Source organism: Pseudomonas frederiksbergensis (genome assembly GCF_035751725.1).
Classification (GTDB): domain Bacteria; phylum Pseudomonadota; class Gammaproteobacteria; order Pseudomonadales; family Pseudomonadaceae; genus Aquipseudomonas; species Aquipseudomonas frederiksbergensis_A.
In genome coordinates this window covers 4,189,002-4,206,555 of record NZ_CP142104.1, presented here as the reverse complement: position 1 = coordinate 4,206,555, position 17,554 = coordinate 4,189,002, and the positions used below count along the sequence as shown (strand labels likewise).

Sequence of the window (17,554 nt, the reverse complement as noted above, 5' to 3'; positions counted from 1 at the left end):
GGCGCACATTGTTTAAAGTATTTCAGAGATCGGCCGATTCTCAATAGGCCTGGAGACGTCTGTGCGCCGAATGCCAGGTTGAGCCTGGGCTCGAATTTCGTTAGTTGTAAAGGAGGTTGTAAATGGTAAGTCCTGAAGGCAAAGCAGCGATGCTTGAGGTTGTGAGTCTGTTGAGGGATGTGGGGCCCTTCGTTTTCGCGCTGTTTACTTTGATGTGTATGGCTTGGGCTGTTTCACGTGCGAGGTCGGCGCATTTTTTATTAGATAAGATCTGGCGGCTTATTGGTGGTGGTGCTATCAATGATCCAGAGTTAAAGAAGGACTGGCTGCAAGTTAGGGATTTGGAAGGTTTTCGGTTTCGGAGCGGGATTCAGTTTAATAGCAGGGATACGTGGGGTAAAACACTCAGGTGGCTTGAGCATCATGATAAAAGCCTGAATGACCTATCGTTCGCGAGGGCATGGATATCGGGTAAGCCATGGAACTTTAATGAGCCTCGGATGAGGTCCATAAGGGCTTTTGTGGCATGTGTCTCATTGGTGGCCGTGCCTTCACTTTTCGGGATGACGTACCTCTTCGCCGAGACGTCGGTAATCCTAACGGTCAAAGGAACTGAAACAACTTTCTGGACGGATGGGGTAACGGCTGAAGATTTTATGTTGGCTCGCGGGACGCCCGCTTTTTTCGTTGATTCGGCGGCATGTAGTAACAAAAAAATTGCTGGGTTGAATGACAAGGATGCGGAAGTGATCTGTTACAGTTTGGAGCCTGATGCGTTGCCAAAATTGAAGGGGTTTATTTTCGAGCAAAGAGCATTCAGTGCGTTGATTGGTTTTATATGTTTTGTAGTGTTACTGTTGTCTGTTCGTTACGCCGCGAGAGCGAAAATGGCAAAGGGTTTTTATGATTTATATTCAGCTAAGCATCGGGTTCGCGATCAGTAATCATCCCCACGTTCCGTCACGTCTTTCTCGATAGTTTGCGCATGCGGGTCAAATCCCTGCGGAAACTTGCCCTTCAAATTCCAGGCAAACGCGATGATCTCGGCAATCGTGCGGTACAGCTCTTCCGGAATGCTGTCGCCCAACTCCAGCCGCGCCAGCAACTTCACCAATTCAGCATTTTCATAAATCGGGACTTCGCTTTCGCGGGCGATGCGCAGGATTTCCTCGGCCAGGGCTTCGTCGCCCTTGGCGGTAAGGGTCGGGGCGTGATGGCCGTCGTACTTGAGGGCGATGGCCTGGCGGGGTTCGGTGTGGGTTGTCATGCGGTTTCGTCCACCCAACGCTGTTCCAGCCGGGTCTTGGGGCCTTGGGGCGGAGTGCCGACGTGGCAATCCAGATCGCCGACGGTCAGCCCGCACGTCACCAGGCGCTCGCGCAGTGCGGTCAGGTTCCGTTCGATCAGGCTTGCGGTATAGGGCCGTTCTGCCCACAACTGGCTGGACAGGCTGCCGCTGAGCAACTGGGCCTGGATCTGCAGCGGCCCCAGCGGTTCCATGTCGAATGCCAGCTCGACCCGCCAGAGCTGCTGTTTCGGTTCGGGGTGTTCGCGGCGTTCGTCCGGTTGTTCCCGGGCGGCGGTTTCCTCGCGCTGGAACTTGACCTGCAACGGCACGATGTCCTGCAGGTTGCGCATCGGGATCTCCAATTGCCAGGTGCTCATCAACCGGCCGTCATCCGTCAGTCCCGTCTGCTCCAGGCTCGACAGTTGATGACTTTGCAGGCGCGAAACGGCGGCGGCTGCCAGGCGCAGCAGATGTTCCAGGTCGCCTTCTTCGTCCTGGCCTTTCAATAGTCGCGCAGGCAGCGGAAAGCTGGTGGGTTGTGGCTTGGCGCTGACCTGGCCGAGCATCCCCAGGGCGCTGCGGACAAAGCTGGGGAGCGCCTGGGCCAATGTATTGGCGGCGATCACCGCGGAGAGATTGGTGGAAGCGGGCAGGGCGGGGGTCAGCTGGGCGATCAGTTTCAGCAAGTCACTTTTCATGTCCGGGGCCAGGCTTGGCGGTTGGCCAGCCAGCAGTTTGCTTTCCAGGAAGACGCCGCTGGCGACCATGGCTTGGGCCAGGCCCTTGGGTGTGCTCAGTTGCTGTACGTCCGGCAAGCCGGCCAGCAGGCGCGTTACCGCGGCGCGCAGCTCGGGGCCGGTGTCGTCGCTGGCGGGAAGGTTCTGCAGGGCGCTGAGCAAGCTGTCCAGCGAGCCTTGGCGGCTCACTTGGGTCACCAATTGCTGGTTCACCGCCAATTGCTCCTGGCGATTGCTCAGGGGCACGAATTTCAATGTTTGTGCATCCTGCACCTGGGCGCTCAACAGCATGCCGATGCGCAGCGGTTGCGGACTGTCGATGTCCAGGGTGCTACCGGCCTGGGCGGTGTTGAGCAGGCTCACCAGCGAGCGATACACGGCGGGTTGGCCGGCCGGTTGCGGCAAGGCCTGGCTGGTCAGTACCTTGCCTTGCAACAAGGTGCCCACGGGCAACTGCGTGGTGTCGATCCGGGTCAGCGTCGCGACGCTGGACGCAAGGGCCTGTTGCACGGTAATCGCCAGGTTGCTGGCCGAAGGCTGGGTCACGGCCAGGCTGGTGCCCTGGGGCAATGGCTGGGTGCTGGTGGCTTGCACGGTGGCTTGCCGGCCGCTTTCCAGCGTGACCTTGAGCAGCAATTGGAAAGCCTGGTCCGCTTGCTTGAGCGACAACACCTCGGCCTTGGCGGTCTGGCCCGGGCCGATCAGCCCTTCGGCCGGTGCGAGCAGCTTGAGCAGCTCGCCCGTTACCGTCGGCATACGCGTCGTTGCCGTGGGCTGGGGCAGCGGCGGGATGTTCATGTCGCCTGTCATCTGCGGTTATTACCTTGGGGAGTAGAGCTTCACATGTATAATGCCGCCCGCCTTCCAGAGAGTGGCGAAAACCTTGCAATTGTTTGACGCAGCTCTGTGGAACGGTCCGTCAATGCATCTATGCTGCATCACTTTAACGGCTGCTGCACGGCCGACTTGAACCGTATAAGGCCCGTGATCCCTTGACCAGTCCTCTCTTGCAAACCGTCGGCCTCGCCTGTGAGCGAGATCTGCGGCTGCTTTTCGAAAATCTCGAATTGAGACTCTCAGAAGGCGACATGGTGCAGATCAGTGGCCCCAACGGCAGCGGCAAGACCAGCCTGTTGCGCCTGCTGGCCGGGCTGATGCAGCCCACCGCCGGTGAAATCCTGCTCAACGGCCAGCCGCTGCAGAGCCAGCGTAGCGAACTGGCGCGCAATCTGTTGTGGATTGGCCATGCCGCCGGCATCAAGGACCTGCTGACCCCCGAGGAGAACCTCAGTTGGCTCTGCGCGCTGCACCGCCCAGCAGGGCGCGAGGCGATCTGGCAGGCCTTGGCGGCGGTAGGACTGAAAGGCTTCGAGGACGTTCCGAGCCACACCCTGTCGGCCGGCCAGCAGCGCCGCGTGGCCTTGGCCCGGCTGTATCTGGAGAGCCCGCCGCTGTGGATCCTCGACGAGCCGTTCACTGCCCTGGACAAGCAGGGCGTGGCGCAACTGGAAGAGCACTTGGCCCGCCATTGCGAGAACGGCGGCATGGTGCTGCTGACCACCCACCACACCTTGGCCCGGATGCCCTCCGGTTATCGCAGCATTGACCTGGGGAACTGGGCGGTATGAGTGTCTTTGGCCTGTTGCTCGCCCGTGAAGCGCGCCTGTTGTTCCGTCGTCCGGCCGAACTGGCCAACCCGCTGGTATTCTTTGCAATCGTCATCGCCTTGTTCCCGCTGGCGGTCGGTCCCGAGACTCAATTGTTGCAAACCTTGTCGCCTGGGCTGGTCTGGGTGGCGGCGCTTTTATCGGTCCTGCTCTCGCTGGACGGGCTTTTCCGCAGTGATTTCGAGGACGGTTCCCTGGAACAGTGGGTCCTTTCGTCGCACCCCCTGGCCCTTCTGGTTTTGGCCAAGGTACTGGCACACTGGGTTTTTTCCGGCCTGGCGCTGGTGCTGCTTTCACCGTTGCTGGCGATGATGCTGGGCCTGCCTGCCGCTTGCATGCCGGTGCTGCTGTTGTCGCTGTTGTTGGGCACGCCGGTGCTGAGCTTGCTCGGCGCGGTGGGCGCGGCGCTGACGGTGGGGCTCAAGCGCGGAGGCTTGTTGCTGGCCCTGCTGATCCTGCCGCTTTACATACCGGTGTTGATCCTTGGCAGTGGCGCCTTGCAGGCGGCGTTGCAAGGTATGCCGGCAACCGGTTATCTGCTGTGGCTTGGGAGCCTGACCGCCCTGGCGATAACCCTGACACCCTTTGCAATAGCCGCTGGCCTGAAGATCAGCGTCGGCGAATAATAATGAGGCCTGGTCAAGAATTGACCACTTCCCAGGAAGTAAAGGCCGCCCCGGCGGTACGTGAAAACGAACCGCAACCGTGATGGAAACTGCAATGAACTGGACCTGGTTTCACAAGCTCGGCTCACCCAAGTGGTTCTACGGCATCAGCGGCAGAATGTTGCCCTGGTTGAGCATTGCTGCCCTGTTGCTGATCGGTATCGGCCTGGCCTGGGGCCTGGCCTTCGCGCCACCGGACTACCAACAGGGCAACAGCTTCCGCATCATCTATATCCACGTCCCGACGGCGATGCTGGCCCAGTCGATCTACGTGATGCTGGCGGTTTGCGGCGTGGTCGGGCTGGTGTGGAAGATGAAACTGGCCGATGTCGCCCTGCAGTGCGCGGCCCCCATCGGCGCCTGGATGACCGCCGTGGCGCTGGTCACCGGGGCGATCTGGGGCAAGCCGACGTGGGGCTCATGGTGGGTATGGGATGCGCGACTGACGTCGATGCTGATCCTGCTGTTCCTGTACTTCGGTCTTATTGCGCTGGGCAACGCCATCAGCAATCGTGACAGCGCCGCCAAGGCTTGCGCGGTGCTGGCGATTGTCGGGGTGATCAACATTCCGATCATCAAATACTCGGTGGAATGGTGGAACACCCTGCACCAGGGCGCGACCTTCACCCTCACCGAAAAGCCGGCGATGCCCGTCGAGATGTGGCTGCCGCTGTTGCTGGCCGCGCTGGGTTTCTACTGCTTCTTTGGCGCGGTGCTGCTGCTGCGCATGCGCCTGGAAGTGCTCAAGCGCGAGTCCCGGGCCAGTTGGGTGAAGGCCGAAGTACAGAACAGCCTGGAGGCCGCTCGATGAGTTTCGCTTCATTCGGCGATTTCCTCGCCATGGGCCATCACGGCCTGTATGTCTGGTCAGCCTACGGCATCTGCCTGGCAGTGCTGGCTCTCAACGTGGCGGCGCCGATCCTGGCCCGCAAGCGGTATCTGCAACAAGAGGCGCGTCGTCTGCGCCGGGAGAACGGTCAGTGAATCCGCTGCGCAAAAAACGTCTTGTCATCATCCTGGCGATCCTGGTCGGCGTCGGCGCTGCGGTCGGCCTGGCCCTCAGTGCCCTGCAGCAGAACATCAACCTGTTCTATACCCCTACCCAGATCGCCAATGGCGAAGCGCCCAAGGACACCCGTATCCGTGCCGGCGGCATGGTGGAGCAGGGCTCGCTGGTGCGTTCCGGCGACTCGCTGGACGTGAAGTTCAACGTCACCGACTTCAACAAGACCGTGACCATCACCTATCGCGGCATCCTCCCGGACCTGTTTCGCGAAGGGCAGGGCATCGTCGCCTTGGGCAAGCTCAACGCCGACGGTGTAGTGGTGGCCGATGAAGTGCTGGCCAAGCACGACGAGAAATACATGCCGCCGGAAGTGACCAAGGCCTTGAAGGACAGCGGCCAGTCGGCGCCCGCTCCCGTGAAGGAGGGCTGATCGATGACCACCGGTATCTTCATTCCCGAGCTGGGCCATCTGGCGATGATCCTGGCCCTGTGTTTTTCCATCGTGCAGGCGGTGGTGCCATTGCTCGGCGCCTGGCGTGGCGACCGTTTGTGGATGAGTCTCGCCCAGCCAGCGGCCTGGGGACAGTTCGCGTTCATGCTCTTCGCTTTCGGCTGCTTGACCTATGCGTTCATGGTCGACGACTTTTCCGTGGAGTACGTCGCCAGCAACTCCAACAGCGCCTTGCCGTGGTACTACAAGTTCAGCGCGGTGTGGGGCGCCCACGAAGGTTCGTTACTGCTCTGGGCCTTGATCCTCGCGGGCTGGACTTTTGCGGTGTCGGTGTTTTCCCGGCAATTGCCACAGGTGATGCTCGCCCGCGTGCTGGCGGTGATGGGCATGATCAGCACCGGTTTCCTGCTGTTCCTGATCGTCACGTCCAACCCTTTCGAGCGCATCCTGCCCCAAGTACCGACCGACGGGCGCGACTTGAACCCATTGCTCCAGGACATCGGCCTGATCGTCCATCCACCGATGCTCTACATGGGCTACGTCGGTTTTTCAGTGGCGTTCGCGTTCGCCATCGCCGCGTTGCTCGGTGGACGCCTGGATGCCGCTTGGGCGCGCTGGTCGCGTCCATGGACCATCGTTGCCTGGGCGTTCCTGGGCATCGGCATCACCCTTGGCTCATGGTGGGCCTATTACGAACTCGGCTGGGGCGGCTGGTGGTTCTGGGACCCGGTGGAAAACGCTTCCTTCATGCCATGGCTCGTCGGCACGGCGCTGATCCACTCGCTGGCCGTCACGGAAAAACGCGGCGTGTTCAAGAGCTGGACCGTACTGCTGGCCATCGCCGCGTTTTCCTTGAGCCTGCTGGGGACATTCCTGGTGCGTTCCGGCGTGCTGACCTCGGTGCATGCCTTCGCCTCGGACCCCGAGCGTGGCGTGTTCATCCTGATGTTCCTGATGTTCGTGGTCGGTGGTTCGCTGACGCTGTTCGCCCTGCGGGCACCCGTGGTGAAGAGCCAGGTCGGCTTCAACCTCTGGTCACGGGAAACCCTGCTGCTGGGCAACAACCTGGTGCTGGTGGTAGCCGCGTCGATGATTCTGCTTGGCACGTTGTACCCGCTGGTGCTCGACGCGTTGTCCGGCGCAAAGTTGTCGGTCGGCCCGCCGTATTTCAACGCGCTGTTCATTCCGCTGATGGCGATCCTGATGGTGGTGATGGCGGTCGGTGTGCTGGTGCGCTGGAAAGACACCCCGGTCAAATGGCTGCTGGGCATGCTGACGCCGGTGCTGTTGGGCACGGCAGCCCTGGCCATCGTCGCCGGTATCGCCTATGGCGATTTCAACTGGGCGGTACTGGCCACCTTCGTGCTGGCGGCCTGGGTGTTGCTGGCCGGTGTCCGGGACATCTTCGACAAGACGCGCCATAAGGGTTTGATCAAAGGCTTGCCGACACTGACGCGCAGCTATTGGGGCATGCAGCTTGCCCACCTTGGCATCGCTGTCTGCGCCCTTGGCGTGGTCCTGTCCAGCCAGAATAGCGCTGAGCGTGACCTCCGCTTGTCGCCCGGTGAGTCGATGGACCTGGGCGGTTACCAGTTCGTCTTCGAGGGCGCCAAGCACTTCGAGGGCCCCAACTTCACGTCTGACAAGGGCACTGTGCGGGTCCTTCGCAACGGCAAGGAAATTACCGTGCTGCACCCGGAAAAACGCCTCTACACCGTGCAGAACTCAGTCATGACCGAAGCCGGGATCGATGCCGGTTTCACCCGCGATCTCTATGTGGCGCTAGGCGAATCCCTGGGCGATGGCGCCTGGGCGGTGCGTGTCCACGTCAAGCCGTTCGTGCGCTGGATCTGGTTTGGTGGCTTGCTCACCGGCCTGGGCGGTGTACTGGCGGCGCTGGATCGGCGTTATCGCGTCAAAGTGAAGACCCGGGTGCGTGAAGCCCTGGGTGTGACAGGAGCCCCTGCATGAAACGTTGGTTGATGGTATTGCCGCTGGCGCTGTTCCTGATCGTTGCGGTTTTCCTCTATCGGGGGCTGTTCCTGAATCCGTCGGAGTTGCCCTCGGCAATGATCGGCAAGCCGTTCCCGGAGTTTTCCCTGCCCTCGGTGCAGGGTGACAGGACGCTGACCCGAGCCGACCTGCTGGGCAAGCCTGCACTGGTCAACGTGTGGGGCACCTGGTGCATCTCTTGCCGGGTCGAGCATCCGGTGTTGAACAAGCTGGCCCAGAACGGCGTGGTGATCTACGGCGTCAACTACAAGGACGTCAATGCCGACGCCTTGAAGTGGCTGGCTGAGTTCCACAACCCGTACCAACTGGATATCCGCGACGAAGAAGGCACCCTCGGCCTCAACCTCGGTGTCTACGGTGCGCCGGAAACCTTCTTCATCGACGCCAAGGGCATCATCCGCGACAAGTTCGTCGGTGTGATCGACGAACAGGTCTGGCGCGAGAAACTGGCGGCCAAGTACCAGGCGCTGGTGGACGAGGCCAAGCCATGAAGCGCTGGTTAGCCGCTGCCGTCCTCGGCTTGAGCCTGGCGGGCGTGGCCCATGCCGCCATCGATACCTATGAATTCGCCAACGACGCCGAGCGCGAGCGGTTTCGCGAACTGACCAAGGAACTGCGCTGCCCCAAGTGCCAGAACCAGGACATCGCCGATTCCAACGCGCCGATTGCCGCCGACCTGCGCAAGGAAATCTTCCGCATGCTCGGCGAGGGCAAGGACAACCAGCAGATCATCGATTTCATGGTGGATCGCTACGGTGAGTTCGTTCGGTACAACCCGGCCCTGACGTCCAAGACCGCGCTGCTCTGGTTCGGCCCCGCCGGGCTGTTGCTCGGTGGTTTCGTCGTTATTGCGGTGATCGTGCGTCGCCGCCGGGTCCAGCGCAGCGCTGCCCCGGATACGCTTTCTGTCGAAGAGCGCCAGCGCCTCGACCAACTGTTGGATAAAACCAAGCATGATTGATTTCTGGCTCGCCGCAGGTCTGCTTCTCCTGGTTGCCCTGAGTTTCCTGTTGATCCCCGTGTTGCGTGGCCGTCGCGCCCAGTTGGAGGAAGACCGCACCGCGCTGAACGTGGCGCTGTACCAGGAGCGGGTCGCCGAACTGCAGGCCGAGCGGGAGGAGGGCGTACTTAATGCGGCCCAACTGGACACCGGTCGCGCCGAGGCCGCCCGTGAGTTGCTGGCCGATACCGAGGGCGCCGATGCGCCGCGTGAGTCCCGGCTGGGCAAGCCTTTACCCTTGCTCGCCGCCGTGCTGGTGCCGGTGTTGGGCCTGGCGTTGTACCTGCATTTCGGCGCCAGCGACAAAGTCGAGCTGACTCGCGAATTCGCCCAGGCGCCGCAGTCGATGGAAGAAATGACCTTGCGCCTGGAGCGCGCTGTGGCCGCGCAACCGGATTCCGCCGAGGGTTTGTATTTCCTTGGCCGGACCTACATGGCCCAGGATCGGCCCGCGGACGCGGCGAGGATTTTCGAGCGCACCGTGGCGGTCGCGGGTCGCCAGCCGGAGCTGTTGGGCCAATGGGCCCAGGCGCAGTACTTTGCCGACGGCAAGAAATGGTCGGATAAGGTCCAGGCCTTGACCGACGAAGCGCTGAAGCTCGATCCCAAGGAAGTGACCAGCCTTGGCCTGCTGGGCATCGCCGCGTTTGAAGGCGAGCGTTATCAGGAGGCGATCGATTATTGGGGACGCTTGCTGGCGCAGTTGCCCGAAGGCGATCGATCCCGTGAAGCGTTGCAGGGCGGGATTACCCGTGCCACCGAGAAACTCCAGGCCGGTGGTGGCAAGGTCGCCCAGGCGCCGCCGGCCAAGGCCGCGGCCTTGCTCAAGGTTCGCGTCGAGCTGGCTCCGGCCCTGAAAGCCAAGGTGCAGCCGGGCGACAGCGTGTTCATTTTCGCCCGCGCCGTTTCCGGTCCGCCGGCACCGCTGGCGGCCAAGCGCCTGACTGTCGCCGACCTGCCGGCCAGCGTCGAGCTGGGGGACGCTGACGCAATGATGCCGCAGCTGAAACTGTCGAACTTCCCCGAAGTCCAACTGGTGGCGCGCATATCCCGAGCCGGTCAACCGACCGCCGGCGAGTGGATCGGTCGCAGCCAACCCTTGGCGAGCAGCACCACCGCGCCGCAGCAATTGACCATCGACAGTCCGGACCAATGACAGGAACCCGCACCATGACCGCCATCGCTCGTCTCACCCTGCTCACGCTCGTTCTGGGGCTGAGCGCTTGTGCGGTCCAGCGCCCGCCCGAGCCTTCGGCACCGCTGCCACCCATACAGCCCTCGACGCCGACCAACAAACCGGCTCCGTCGACCGCGCCCGGCAAACCAGTGACGCCGAACAAACCGGCCAAGCCGCTGCCGCGCACCTCCGCCAGTTTTGCCCCGCCACCGGGTGGCAATAGCCACTGGGATGCCAAGCTCGGGGTCTATGTGCTCGATAAGCAGCCCAATACGTTTTACCGCCAGCGTACGTATTACCGTTGGAACAACGGCTGGAGTCGCTCCGTGAGCCCGAACGGGCCGTGGGAAGAGACCACCATCGAAGGCGTGCCGGCTGGGCTCGGGCAGAAGTTTCACTGACGCCGAACTGCGGATTGTTTGTGGCTAGGGAGCAGGCTCCCTCGCCACAAAGGCTGCGTTGTGGCGTCAGTGTGTTGAAGGTTCGACCTGTCATCCCCAGCGTCGTAGAATGCGCGCCTTTGCGAGCCTCATTAGGCAACCGCGTATTTATCGGAGCACCTGACCATGACGACCACCCCGACCGGCGATTACCTGGAAACCCTCTACGAAGGCTACGGCCAACGTTTTCGCATGGACAAGCTGCTGCACGAAGTGCGCACCGAGCACCAGCACCTGGTGATCTTCGAAAACCCGCGGATGGGTCGGGTCATGGCCCTGGACGGTGTGATCCAGACCACCGAAGCCGACGAATACATCTACCACGAGATGCTGACCCACGTGCCGATCCTGGCCCATGGTGCGGTCAAGCGCGTGCTGATCATCGGTGGGGGCGACGGCGGCATGCTGCGCGAAGTGACCAAGCATGTGGGCATCGAGCACATCACCATGGTGGAGATCGACGGCACGGTCGTGGACATGTGCAAGGAATTCCTGCCCAACCACTCCAAGGGCGCCTATGACGATCCGCGCTTGAACCTGGTGATCGACGATGGCATGCGTTTCGTGGCCACGACCCAGGAAAAATTCGACGTCATCATCTCCGATTCCACCGACCCGATCGGGCCGGGCGAAGTACTTTTCTCGGAGAACTTCTACCAGGCTTGCCACCGCTGCCTGAACGAAGGCGGGATCCTGGTAACCCAGAACGGTACGCCGTTCATGCAACTGAGCGAAGTCCAGACCACCGCCGGGCGCTTGCATGGCCTGTTCGCCGATTGGCATTTTTACCAGGCTGCCGTGCCGACCTACATCGGCGGCGCTATGACCTTTGCCTGGGGGGCGACAGATGCCTCTTACCGCAAGCTTTCCCGTGAAACCCTGCGCGAGCGCTTTATCGGCAGCGGTATCGTGACGCGCTACTACAACCCCGAGATTCATATCGGTGCGTTCGCCATGCCGCAATATGTGCTGCAGGCGATCAATAAGCCGAGCAATGACTGAAATCCTGGAAGTTATCGCGAGATGCTGTTGTGGCGAGGGGATTTGTCCCCTCGCCACAACAGGCGCTCGACTCGGGTGAGTGGGCGCTTTTGTATTGCCAAATACTCTTTAAACGAAATTTTCACCGGACCTTGCGGACAATCCCACGCGCTTCGAGTTCGGCGGTTAGTTAATGGCTACGCCATGGCCGCTCGTTCAAGTTTCGCGCCTTTGCGAAAGCCCCGGCGCCACATTGGCCTGAAGTAGGGCGCGCCGTTGTTCTTTTGTTCTTCTAATTCCAATAGGTCCCCAAACGACATGGCAATCCAGGACGCCCTGAGCCAGCAGCGCACCACACATCGCCTGCTGCAACCGACCGTCAAATCGCACCTCGCCTATACGTTGCTCTGTGCCTTGGTCATGATGGCCATGCTAAGCCTGCTGCGTGTTGCGTTGCTGGTCTACAACCGCGAGATGATCCTCGATACGCCGGCTTCCACCTTCGTCGAAGCCTTCGCCAATGGCTTGCGCTTCGACCTGCGCCTGGTCGTTTATCTGTGCATTCCGCTGCTGCTGGCGTTGTTCAACGCGCGGGCCATGGCCGCACGCGGATTCTTTCGTTTCTGGTTGACCGTTACCTCCAGCATCGCCCTGTTCCTGGGCTTGATGGAGATGGACTTCTATCGCGAGTTCCACCAGCGCCTCAATGGCCTGGTCTTCCAGTATGTGAAGGAAGACCCGAAAACCGTAATGAGCATGCTCTGGTACGGGTTTCCCGTGGTGCGCTATCTGCTGGCCTGGGCCGGCGGCACTATCATCCTGAGCTTGGCCTTCAAGGGCGCCGACCGCGCCACGCGTCCGCGTGGACCTTTCAGCGGTGGCAGCATCGGCACACGGCAGATCGCGCCGTGGTACGGCCGTGTCGTGGTATTCATGGTCTGCTTGCTGGTAGCCGTGGCCGCAGCTCGCGGCACCCTGCGCCAAGGCCCTCCACTGCGTTGGGGCGATGTCTATACCACCGACTCGAATTTCGCCAACCAGTTGGGCCTCAATGGAACGTTGTCCCTGGTGGCGGCGGCCAAGAGCCGAATGTCCGAAGACCGAGACAATATCTGGAAAGCTACCCTCGAGCAGCCATTGGCCCAGCAGACCGTGCGGAACATGCTGTTGCTGCCGGACGATAAACTCGTCGACACCGAGACGGCCGCTGTGCGCCGCGACTACACGCCGCCGGCCGACAAGACGCTGCCGATCAAGAACGTCGTCGTGATTCTCATGGAGAGCATGGCCGGTCATTCTGTCGGCGCCCTGGGCGCGCCGGGCAACATCACGCCTTACCTGGACAAACTGTCCAAGGAAGGCTTGCTGTTCGACCGTTTCTTCTCCAACGGCACCCACACCCATCAAGGCATGTTCGCTACCATGGCCTGTTTCCCGAACCTGCCAGGCTTCGAATACCTGATGCAGACGCCGGAAGGCAGCCACAAACTGTCGGGTCTGCCACAGTTGCTCAGCGCCCGCCAATACGACGATGTGTATGTCTATAACGGCGATTTTGCCTGGGATAACCAGTCCGGTTTCTTCAGCAGCCAAGGCATGACCACGTTCATCGGGCGTAACGATTTCGTGAATCCGGTGTTCTCGGACCCGACCTGGGGTGTGTCCGACCAGGACATGTTCGACCGTGGCCTGATCGAACTCAAGGCCCGGGAAAACGGCAAGCCGTTCTACGCGTTGCTGCAGACGCTGTCCAACCACACGCCGTACGCATTGCCAACGCCGTTGCCGGTCGAGCCGGTCACAGACCGTGGCCGCCTGAACGAACACCTCACCGCCATGCGTTACTCCGATTGGGCGCTGGGCCAGTTCTTCGAGAAGGCGCGCAAGGAGCCGTATTTCAAGGAAACCCTGTTCGTCGTGGTCGGCGACCATGGCTTCGGCAACGAACGCCAGATCAGCGAAATGGACCTGGGCCGCTTCAACGTGCCGATGCTGCTGATCGGGCCGGGCGTCCAGGAGAAGTTCGGCCAGCTCAATCACACCGTAGGCACCCAGGTCGATATCGTTCCGACCATCATGGGCCGGCTCGGCGGGGAAGTGCGCAACCAGTGCTGGGGCCGCGACTTGTTGAACCTGCCGCCAGGCGATACCGGCTTTGGCGTAATCAAACCGTCGGGTAGCGACCAGACCACTGCCCTGATCCACGACGATAAGGTCCTGATGTTGCCGGAGGAAAAGTCGATGGCACCGAAGCTGTTCCGCTACCAACTGGGTGCCAACCCGCATGCAGAGATCATCCAGGATGCACCTGAAACCGCTGAGATGAAGCTCAAGCTCGAGTCGTTCCTGCAAACCGCGACCAAGAGTCTGCTGGATAACACGGCCGGGGTTATTGACGGCCAGCCGGACTGAGAACGGCGGACAATAAAAAAGAGGCCACGAGGGCCTCTTTTTTTTTGCACTTGGTATTTATATCTTGCCGAGTAACAGCAAGATCAACAGCACCACCAAGACTACGCCGATGATACCGGACGGCCCGTAACCCCAACTTCTGGAGTGCGGGAAGACCGGCAGGCCACCGATCAGCAGGAGGATCAGGATGATGATAAGAATAGTGCCCATTGTTGATTTCCTTATTGGTCAGTTCGTCAGTGATGTAACTTTCAACTGCCAGCGCGCATGCGTTAAATCCGGGCGGCTTATCAAATCCGACCGTAACGTCCTGTAAAAAATTCAAAGTTTTTTATTATTGCCGTAAAGCGTCGCTCAAAGTCCGTCACTTATGCACACGCGACACAAACCCTCCTGCGGTTTGCCCCCGCCATTCAGCACTCTGATGGAACGTGGGTCGGACCGGGTCCTTCGCTACACTCGGCCTATCTCTCCCGGAACAACAAGGCTGTTTCCCTATGCAAAATCGCATGATGATCACCGGCGCCGGCTCTGGCCTGGGACGCGAAATCGCCCTGCGCTGGGCGCGCGAAGGCTGGCGCCTGGCCTTATCCGATGTCAGTGAGCCAGGCCTTCTGGAAACCCTCCGGCTGGTTCGCGAAGCGGGCGGCGACGGCTTTGTCCAACGCTGCGATGTGCGCGACTACAGCCAGCTCACCGCGTTTGCCCAAGCCTGCGAGGAAAAGCTCGGCGGCATTGACATCATCGTCAACAACGCCGGAGTGGCTTCCGGTGGATTCTTCAGCGAACTGTCGCTTGAAGATTGGGACTGGCAGATAGCGATCAACTTGATGGGCGTGGTCAAGGGCTGCAAGGCGTTCCTGCCGCTGCTGGAAAAAAGTCGCGGAAAAATTATCAACATCGCCTCCATGGCAGCCCTGATGCAAGGCCCTGCCATGAGCAACTACAACGTGGCCAAGGCCGGCGTGGTGGCGTTGTCGGAAAGCCTGTTGATCGAACTGGCGCAGCAGGAAATCGGTGTGCACGTGGTCTGCCCATCATTTTTCCAGACCAATTTGCTGGACTCGTTCCGTGGGCCGACTCCGGCCATGAAGGCCCAGGTGGGCAAATTGCTGGAAAGCTCGCCCATCACTGCCGCGGACATTGCCGATTACATCTACCAGCACGTTGCCGAAGGTCAGTTCATGATCCTGCCCCACGAACAGGGGCGTGCGGCCTGGGCCATGAAGCAGAAGAATCCACAGCTGCTCTACGATGAAATGACCTCCATGGCTGACAAAATGCGCGCCAAGGCTCGACAAACCCTGAGTTGACCTGCCTTCCCGGCATCTATCAGGATGGTGCCTTCGTGCCTTCCTGATGGACCGCTTAATGCTCAACTATCTGTGGTTTTTTCTCGCCGCGCTCTTCGAGATCGCCGGTTGCTATGCCTTCTGGATGTGGTTGCGCCAAGGCAAGAGCGCTTGGTGGATTGCACCGGCGCTGCTTAGCCTCACACTGTTCGCCCTTTTGTTGACCCGCATCGAAGCCACGTACGCTGGCCGCGCCTATGCGGCCTATGGGGGTATTTATATCGTCGCATCCATCGGCTGGCTGGCCGTCATCGAGCGCGCGCGGCCGCTTGCTTCCGACTGGATCGGCGTGGCGCTCTGTGTGTTGGGGGCAGGGGTGATTCTGTTTGGCCCACGATTTTCCGGGCCGTGATTTGGGGGCGATAAACGGTTTTTTGCAGGACATTTCCTTCAGCTACCGGGTTCCCTGGGTGTAGGGGATTACTGAATTAGCGCCAGTGTCTTGTGCCCGGAAAACTGGCCGGGCATGGTCGAGGTCCAGACATTCTTAAGGACAAGAACCATGCTCGTACTAAGCCGCGCTGTAGGTGAGTTGATATCCATTGGTGATGACATTACCGTCCGCGTGCTGTCGGTCAGCGGCAGCACCGTGCGTTTCGGCGTGGAAGCACCACGACACGTCGATGTGCATCGTTCCGAAATCTACGACAAGATCCAGAGGAAAAAGGCCCAGGCGGCACGCAAGGCTTGTTCAATCGAATAGATGCTTGGGCACATCGTGCTTGAGCATCAGCTGGCATTGTTCGCTTTCCGGATCGAAGACAATCATCGCCTGGCGTTTGGCCAGGGCCTGTCGAACCCGCAGGACGCGGGTTTCCAACGGCGTGTCGTCACCGTTGTCGGTCCCGTCGCGGGTGACGAAGTCTTCGATCAGGCGGGTGAGGGTGTCGACTTCGAGTTGGTCATGGGGGATCAGCATGATAGGGCTCCGCTAACTAATGGGCGGATGCTACGGCGGATGAGCTGTGGCGGCTAGCCCGGGCTTTGGTGCATATCCCTGGGGGAGCGGGCTTGCTCGCTGAAGCGGCGCTACATTCAACATTGATGCTGGCGGACCTGCCGCTTGTGCGAGCAAGCCCGTTCCCACAATCGTGTCTGCACCGAGACGCAAATTCAGCTATCCGAACGCTGCCCAATCAAGCTATCCACTGAAGGCACCCGGGTGTCGCTTTCCATTTGCGCATCGTGTTCGATCTGGTGACTGAAGCGGTCCAGTGAACCCTGGGCCGGCTGCGCATCACTGGCGAACACCGGTGGGCTGAGGATATAGGCGCCGAGCAAGCGGCTGAGGGCCGCCAGGCTGTCGATGTGGGTGCGTTCGTAGCCATGGGTGGCGTCGCAGCCGAAGGCGAGCAGGGCGGTGCGGATATCGTGGCCGGCGGTGATCGCCGAATGGGCGTCGCTGAAGTAGTAGCGAAACAGGTCGCGGCGCGCTGGGAGCTCGTTTTCCTTGGCCAGTTTCAACAAGTGCCGTGACAGATGGTAGTCGTAGGGACCTCCAGAATCCTGCATGGCCACGCTCACCGCGTGTTCGCTGGAATGCTGGCCCGGTGCGACCGGCGCGATGTCGATCCCGACGAACTCGCTGACGTCCCAGGGCAGCGCCGCCGCCGCGCCGCTGCCGGTTTCTTCGGTGATGGTGAACAGCGGATGGCAATCGATCAGCAGTTCCTCACCGCTGTCGACGATGGCCTTCAGCGCCGCCAGCAATGCGGCGACGCCGGCCTTGTCGTCCAGGTGCCGGGCGCTGATATGGCCGCTTTCGGTGAACTCCGGCAAGGGATCGAAGGCCACGTAGTCGCCGATGCCGACGCCCAGGGTCTCGCAGTCGGCGCGGGTGGCGCAGTAGGCGTCCAGGCGCAGTTCGATGTGGTCCCAGCTGATGGGCATTTCATCCACGGCCGTGTTGAATGCGTGACCGGACGCCATCAACGGCAGGACGCTGCCACGAATCACACCGGAGTCGGTGAACAGGCTGACCCGGCTGCCCTCGGCAAACCGGCTGGACCAGCAGCCCACCGGGGCGAGTGTCAGGCGACCGTTGTCCTTGATGGCCCGGACCGAAGCCCCGATGGTGTCCAGGTGCGCCGACACCGCGCGGTCGGGGCTACTCTTGCGGCCCTTGAGCGTCGCGCGGATCGTGCCGCGCCGGGTCATTTCGAATGGAATGCCCAGCTCTTCGAGCCGTTCGGCGACGTAACGGACAATGGTGTCGGTAAAACCGGTCGGGCTGGGAATGGCTAGCATTTCCAGCAAGACTTTTTGCAAGTATTCGAGATCCGGTTCGGGAATTTTACTGATCATGGAAACTCCTCGCGGAATATTGGAATGAGCGACCCCATGGCGAGGGGGCTTGCTCCCACTC

The 17,554-nt window shown here is 60.9% G+C and carries 21 protein-coding genes; 16 read left to right on the top strand and 5 right to left on the bottom strand.

Annotated elements, in window-relative coordinates:
- Nucleotides 1-122 precede the first annotated feature (122 nt).
- On the top strand, nt 123-944 hold the full coding sequence (locus VQ575_RS18660; RefSeq protein ID WP_325918203.1) for a DUF6216 family protein: 822 nt from the start codon (nt 123-125) through the stop codon (nt 942-944).
- Here the strand turns inward: VQ575_RS18660 and VQ575_RS18655 are convergent.
- On the bottom strand, nt 938-1,267 hold the full coding sequence (locus VQ575_RS18655; protein WP_039593069.1) for an EscU/YscU/HrcU family type III secretion system export apparatus switch protein: 330 nt from the start codon (nt 1,265-1,267) through the stop codon (nt 938-940). The genes VQ575_RS18660 and VQ575_RS18655 overlap by 7 nt on opposite strands.
- Nucleotides 1,264-2,835: a flagellar hook-length control protein FliK gene (fliK, locus tag VQ575_RS18650; protein WP_325918201.1), complete on the bottom strand. Its 1,572-nt coding sequence runs from the start codon at nt 2,833-2,835 to the stop codon at nt 1,264-1,266. Before fliK ends, VQ575_RS18655 begins: the two co-directional genes overlap by 4 nt.
- A 182-nt stretch (nt 2,836-3,017) precedes the next feature.
- On the opposite strand from fliK, the gene ccmA reads away from it, so the two are divergent.
- From ccmA to VQ575_RS18590, 12 genes are all read left to right on the top strand, one after another.
- A complete protein-coding gene (gene ccmA / locus VQ575_RS18645; RefSeq protein WP_325918199.1) occupies nt 3,018-3,653 on the top strand; it encodes a cytochrome c biogenesis heme-transporting ATPase CcmA in 636 nt (211 codons plus the stop codon).
- Nucleotides 3,650-4,318, top strand: coding sequence for a heme exporter protein CcmB (gene ccmB / locus VQ575_RS18640; RefSeq protein WP_039593066.1), 669 nt, complete (start codon nt 3,650-3,652; stop codon nt 4,316-4,318). Before ccmA ends, ccmB begins: the two co-directional genes overlap by 4 nt.
- A gap of 94 nt (nt 4,319-4,412) precedes the next feature.
- The gene (locus VQ575_RS18635) at nt 4,413-5,168 is read left to right on the top strand and encodes a heme ABC transporter permease (protein ID WP_039593065.1); all 756 of its coding nucleotides are present in this window, start codon (nt 4,413-4,415) and stop codon (nt 5,166-5,168) included.
- On the top strand, nt 5,165-5,341 hold the full coding sequence (ccmD, locus tag VQ575_RS18630; RefSeq protein WP_007939192.1) for a heme exporter protein CcmD: 177 nt from the start codon (nt 5,165-5,167) through the stop codon (nt 5,339-5,341). Before VQ575_RS18635 ends, ccmD begins: the two co-directional genes overlap by 4 nt.
- Nucleotides 5,338-5,793: a cytochrome c maturation protein CcmE gene (gene ccmE / locus VQ575_RS18625; RefSeq protein WP_039593064.1), complete on the top strand. Its 456-nt coding sequence runs from the start codon at nt 5,338-5,340 to the stop codon at nt 5,791-5,793. The genes ccmD and ccmE overlap by 4 nt, the downstream gene beginning before the upstream one ends.
- A 3-nt stretch (nt 5,794-5,796) precedes the next feature.
- A complete protein-coding gene (locus tag VQ575_RS18620; RefSeq protein WP_039593063.1) occupies nt 5,797-7,785 on the top strand; it encodes a heme lyase CcmF/NrfE family subunit in 1,989 nt (662 codons plus the stop codon).
- Nucleotides 7,782-8,318, top strand: a complete 537-nt coding sequence (locus tag VQ575_RS18615) for a DsbE family thiol:disulfide interchange protein (protein WP_039593062.1) — start codon at nt 7,782-7,784, stop codon at nt 8,316-8,318. The genes VQ575_RS18620 and VQ575_RS18615 overlap by 4 nt, the downstream gene beginning before the upstream one ends.
- On the top strand, nt 8,315-8,788 hold the full coding sequence (locus VQ575_RS18610; RefSeq protein ID WP_039593061.1) for a cytochrome c-type biogenesis protein: 474 nt from the start codon (nt 8,315-8,317) through the stop codon (nt 8,786-8,788). Before VQ575_RS18615 ends, VQ575_RS18610 begins: the two co-directional genes overlap by 4 nt.
- The gene (gene ccmI, locus VQ575_RS18605; protein ID WP_325918198.1) at nt 8,781-9,983 is read left to right on the top strand and encodes a c-type cytochrome biogenesis protein CcmI; all 1,203 of its coding nucleotides are present in this window, start codon (nt 8,781-8,783) and stop codon (nt 9,981-9,983) included. The genes VQ575_RS18610 and ccmI overlap by 8 nt, the downstream gene beginning before the upstream one ends.
- A gap of 14 nt (nt 9,984-9,997) precedes the next feature.
- Nucleotides 9,998-10,405: a hypothetical protein gene (locus VQ575_RS18600; RefSeq protein WP_039593059.1), complete on the top strand. Its 408-nt coding sequence runs from the start codon at nt 9,998-10,000 to the stop codon at nt 10,403-10,405.
- Nucleotides 10,406-10,570: 165 nt separating this feature from the next.
- Nucleotides 10,571-11,446 carry a polyamine aminopropyltransferase gene (gene speE, locus VQ575_RS18595; RefSeq protein WP_039593058.1) on the top strand — a complete coding sequence of 292 codons (876 nt, stop codon included), beginning with the start codon at nt 10,571-10,573 and terminating at the stop codon, nt 11,444-11,446.
- A 297-nt stretch (nt 11,447-11,743) separates the two neighbouring features.
- Nucleotides 11,744-13,837, top strand: a complete 2,094-nt coding sequence (locus VQ575_RS18590) for an LTA synthase family protein (protein ID WP_325918197.1) — start codon at nt 11,744-11,746, stop codon at nt 13,835-13,837.
- A gap of 57 nt (nt 13,838-13,894) precedes the next feature.
- Here VQ575_RS18590 and VQ575_RS18585 read toward each other — a convergent pair whose 3' ends face one another.
- A complete protein-coding gene (locus tag VQ575_RS18585; protein ID WP_018606531.1) occupies nt 13,895-14,047 on the bottom strand; it encodes a DUF3309 family protein in 153 nt (50 codons plus the stop codon).
- A gap of 287 nt (nt 14,048-14,334) precedes the next feature.
- On the opposite strand from VQ575_RS18585, the gene VQ575_RS18580 reads away from it, so the two are divergent.
- From VQ575_RS18580 to csrA, 3 genes are all read left to right on the top strand, one after another.
- The gene (locus tag VQ575_RS18580; RefSeq protein WP_198723668.1) at nt 14,335-15,150 is read left to right on the top strand and encodes an SDR family oxidoreductase; all 816 of its coding nucleotides are present in this window, start codon (nt 14,335-14,337) and stop codon (nt 15,148-15,150) included.
- Nucleotides 15,151-15,208: 58 nt separating this feature from the next.
- The gene (locus VQ575_RS18575; RefSeq protein ID WP_039593055.1) at nt 15,209-15,541 is read left to right on the top strand and encodes a YnfA family protein; all 333 of its coding nucleotides are present in this window, start codon (nt 15,209-15,211) and stop codon (nt 15,539-15,541) included.
- Nucleotides 15,542-15,691: 150 nt separating this feature from the next.
- The gene (csrA, locus tag VQ575_RS18570; protein WP_045155403.1) at nt 15,692-15,892 is read left to right on the top strand and encodes a carbon storage regulator CsrA; all 201 of its coding nucleotides are present in this window, start codon (nt 15,692-15,694) and stop codon (nt 15,890-15,892) included.
- On the opposite strand, the gene VQ575_RS18565 is transcribed toward csrA, so the two are convergent.
- Both VQ575_RS18565 and VQ575_RS18560 read right to left on the bottom strand, forming a co-directional pair.
- Nucleotides 15,881-16,108, bottom strand: a complete 228-nt coding sequence (locus VQ575_RS18565; RefSeq protein WP_039588824.1) for a YheU family protein — start codon at nt 16,106-16,108, stop codon at nt 15,881-15,883. The genes csrA and VQ575_RS18565 overlap by 12 nt on opposite strands.
- Nucleotides 16,109-16,302: 194 nt before the next feature.
- The gene (locus VQ575_RS18560) at nt 16,303-17,493 is read right to left on the bottom strand and encodes an osmoprotectant NAGGN system M42 family peptidase (RefSeq protein WP_039588825.1); all 1,191 of its coding nucleotides are present in this window, start codon (nt 17,491-17,493) and stop codon (nt 16,303-16,305) included.
- Nucleotides 17,494-17,554 lie beyond the last annotated feature (61 nt).

Coding starts and splice junctions, on each gene's coding strand:
- VQ575_RS18660 (WP_325918203.1), top strand. CDS start 123: ATGGTAAGTCCTGAAGGCAAAGCAGCGATGCTTGAGGTTGTGAGTCTG.
- VQ575_RS18655 (WP_039593069.1), bottom strand. CDS start 1,267: ATGACAACCCACACCGAACCCCGCCAGGCCATCGCCCTCAAGTACGAC.
- fliK (WP_325918201.1), bottom strand. CDS start 2,835: ATGACAGGCGACATGAACATCCCGCCGCTGCCCCAGCCCACGGCAACG.
- ccmB (WP_039593066.1), top strand. CDS start 3,650: ATGAGTGTCTTTGGCCTGTTGCTCGCCCGTGAAGCGCGCCTGTTGTTC.
- VQ575_RS18635 (WP_039593065.1), top strand. CDS start 4,413: ATGAACTGGACCTGGTTTCACAAGCTCGGCTCACCCAAGTGGTTCTAC.
- ccmD (WP_007939192.1), top strand. CDS start 5,165: ATGAGTTTCGCTTCATTCGGCGATTTCCTCGCCATGGGCCATCACGGC.
- VQ575_RS18620 (WP_039593063.1), top strand. CDS start 5,797: ATGACCACCGGTATCTTCATTCCCGAGCTGGGCCATCTGGCGATGATC.
- VQ575_RS18615 (WP_039593062.1), top strand. CDS start 7,782: ATGAAACGTTGGTTGATGGTATTGCCGCTGGCGCTGTTCCTGATCGTT.
- VQ575_RS18610 (WP_039593061.1), top strand. CDS start 8,315: ATGAAGCGCTGGTTAGCCGCTGCCGTCCTCGGCTTGAGCCTGGCGGGC.
- ccmI (WP_325918198.1), top strand. CDS start 8,781: ATGATTGATTTCTGGCTCGCCGCAGGTCTGCTTCTCCTGGTTGCCCTG.
- VQ575_RS18600 (WP_039593059.1), top strand. CDS start 9,998: ATGACCGCCATCGCTCGTCTCACCCTGCTCACGCTCGTTCTGGGGCTG.
- speE (WP_039593058.1), top strand. CDS start 10,571: ATGACGACCACCCCGACCGGCGATTACCTGGAAACCCTCTACGAAGGC.
- VQ575_RS18590 (WP_325918197.1), top strand. CDS start 11,744: ATGGCAATCCAGGACGCCCTGAGCCAGCAGCGCACCACACATCGCCTG.
- VQ575_RS18585 (WP_018606531.1), bottom strand. CDS start 14,047: ATGGGCACTATTCTTATCATCATCCTGATCCTCCTGCTGATCGGTGGC.
- VQ575_RS18580 (WP_198723668.1), top strand. CDS start 14,335: ATGCAAAATCGCATGATGATCACCGGCGCCGGCTCTGGCCTGGGACGC.
- VQ575_RS18575 (WP_039593055.1), top strand. CDS start 15,209: ATGCTCAACTATCTGTGGTTTTTTCTCGCCGCGCTCTTCGAGATCGCC.
- csrA (WP_045155403.1), top strand. CDS start 15,692: ATGCTCGTACTAAGCCGCGCTGTAGGTGAGTTGATATCCATTGGTGAT.
- VQ575_RS18565 (WP_039588824.1), bottom strand. CDS start 16,108: ATGCTGATCCCCCATGACCAACTCGAAGTCGACACCCTCACCCGCCTG.
- VQ575_RS18560 (WP_039588825.1), bottom strand. CDS start 17,493: ATGATCAGTAAAATTCCCGAACCGGATCTCGAATACTTGCAAAAAGTC.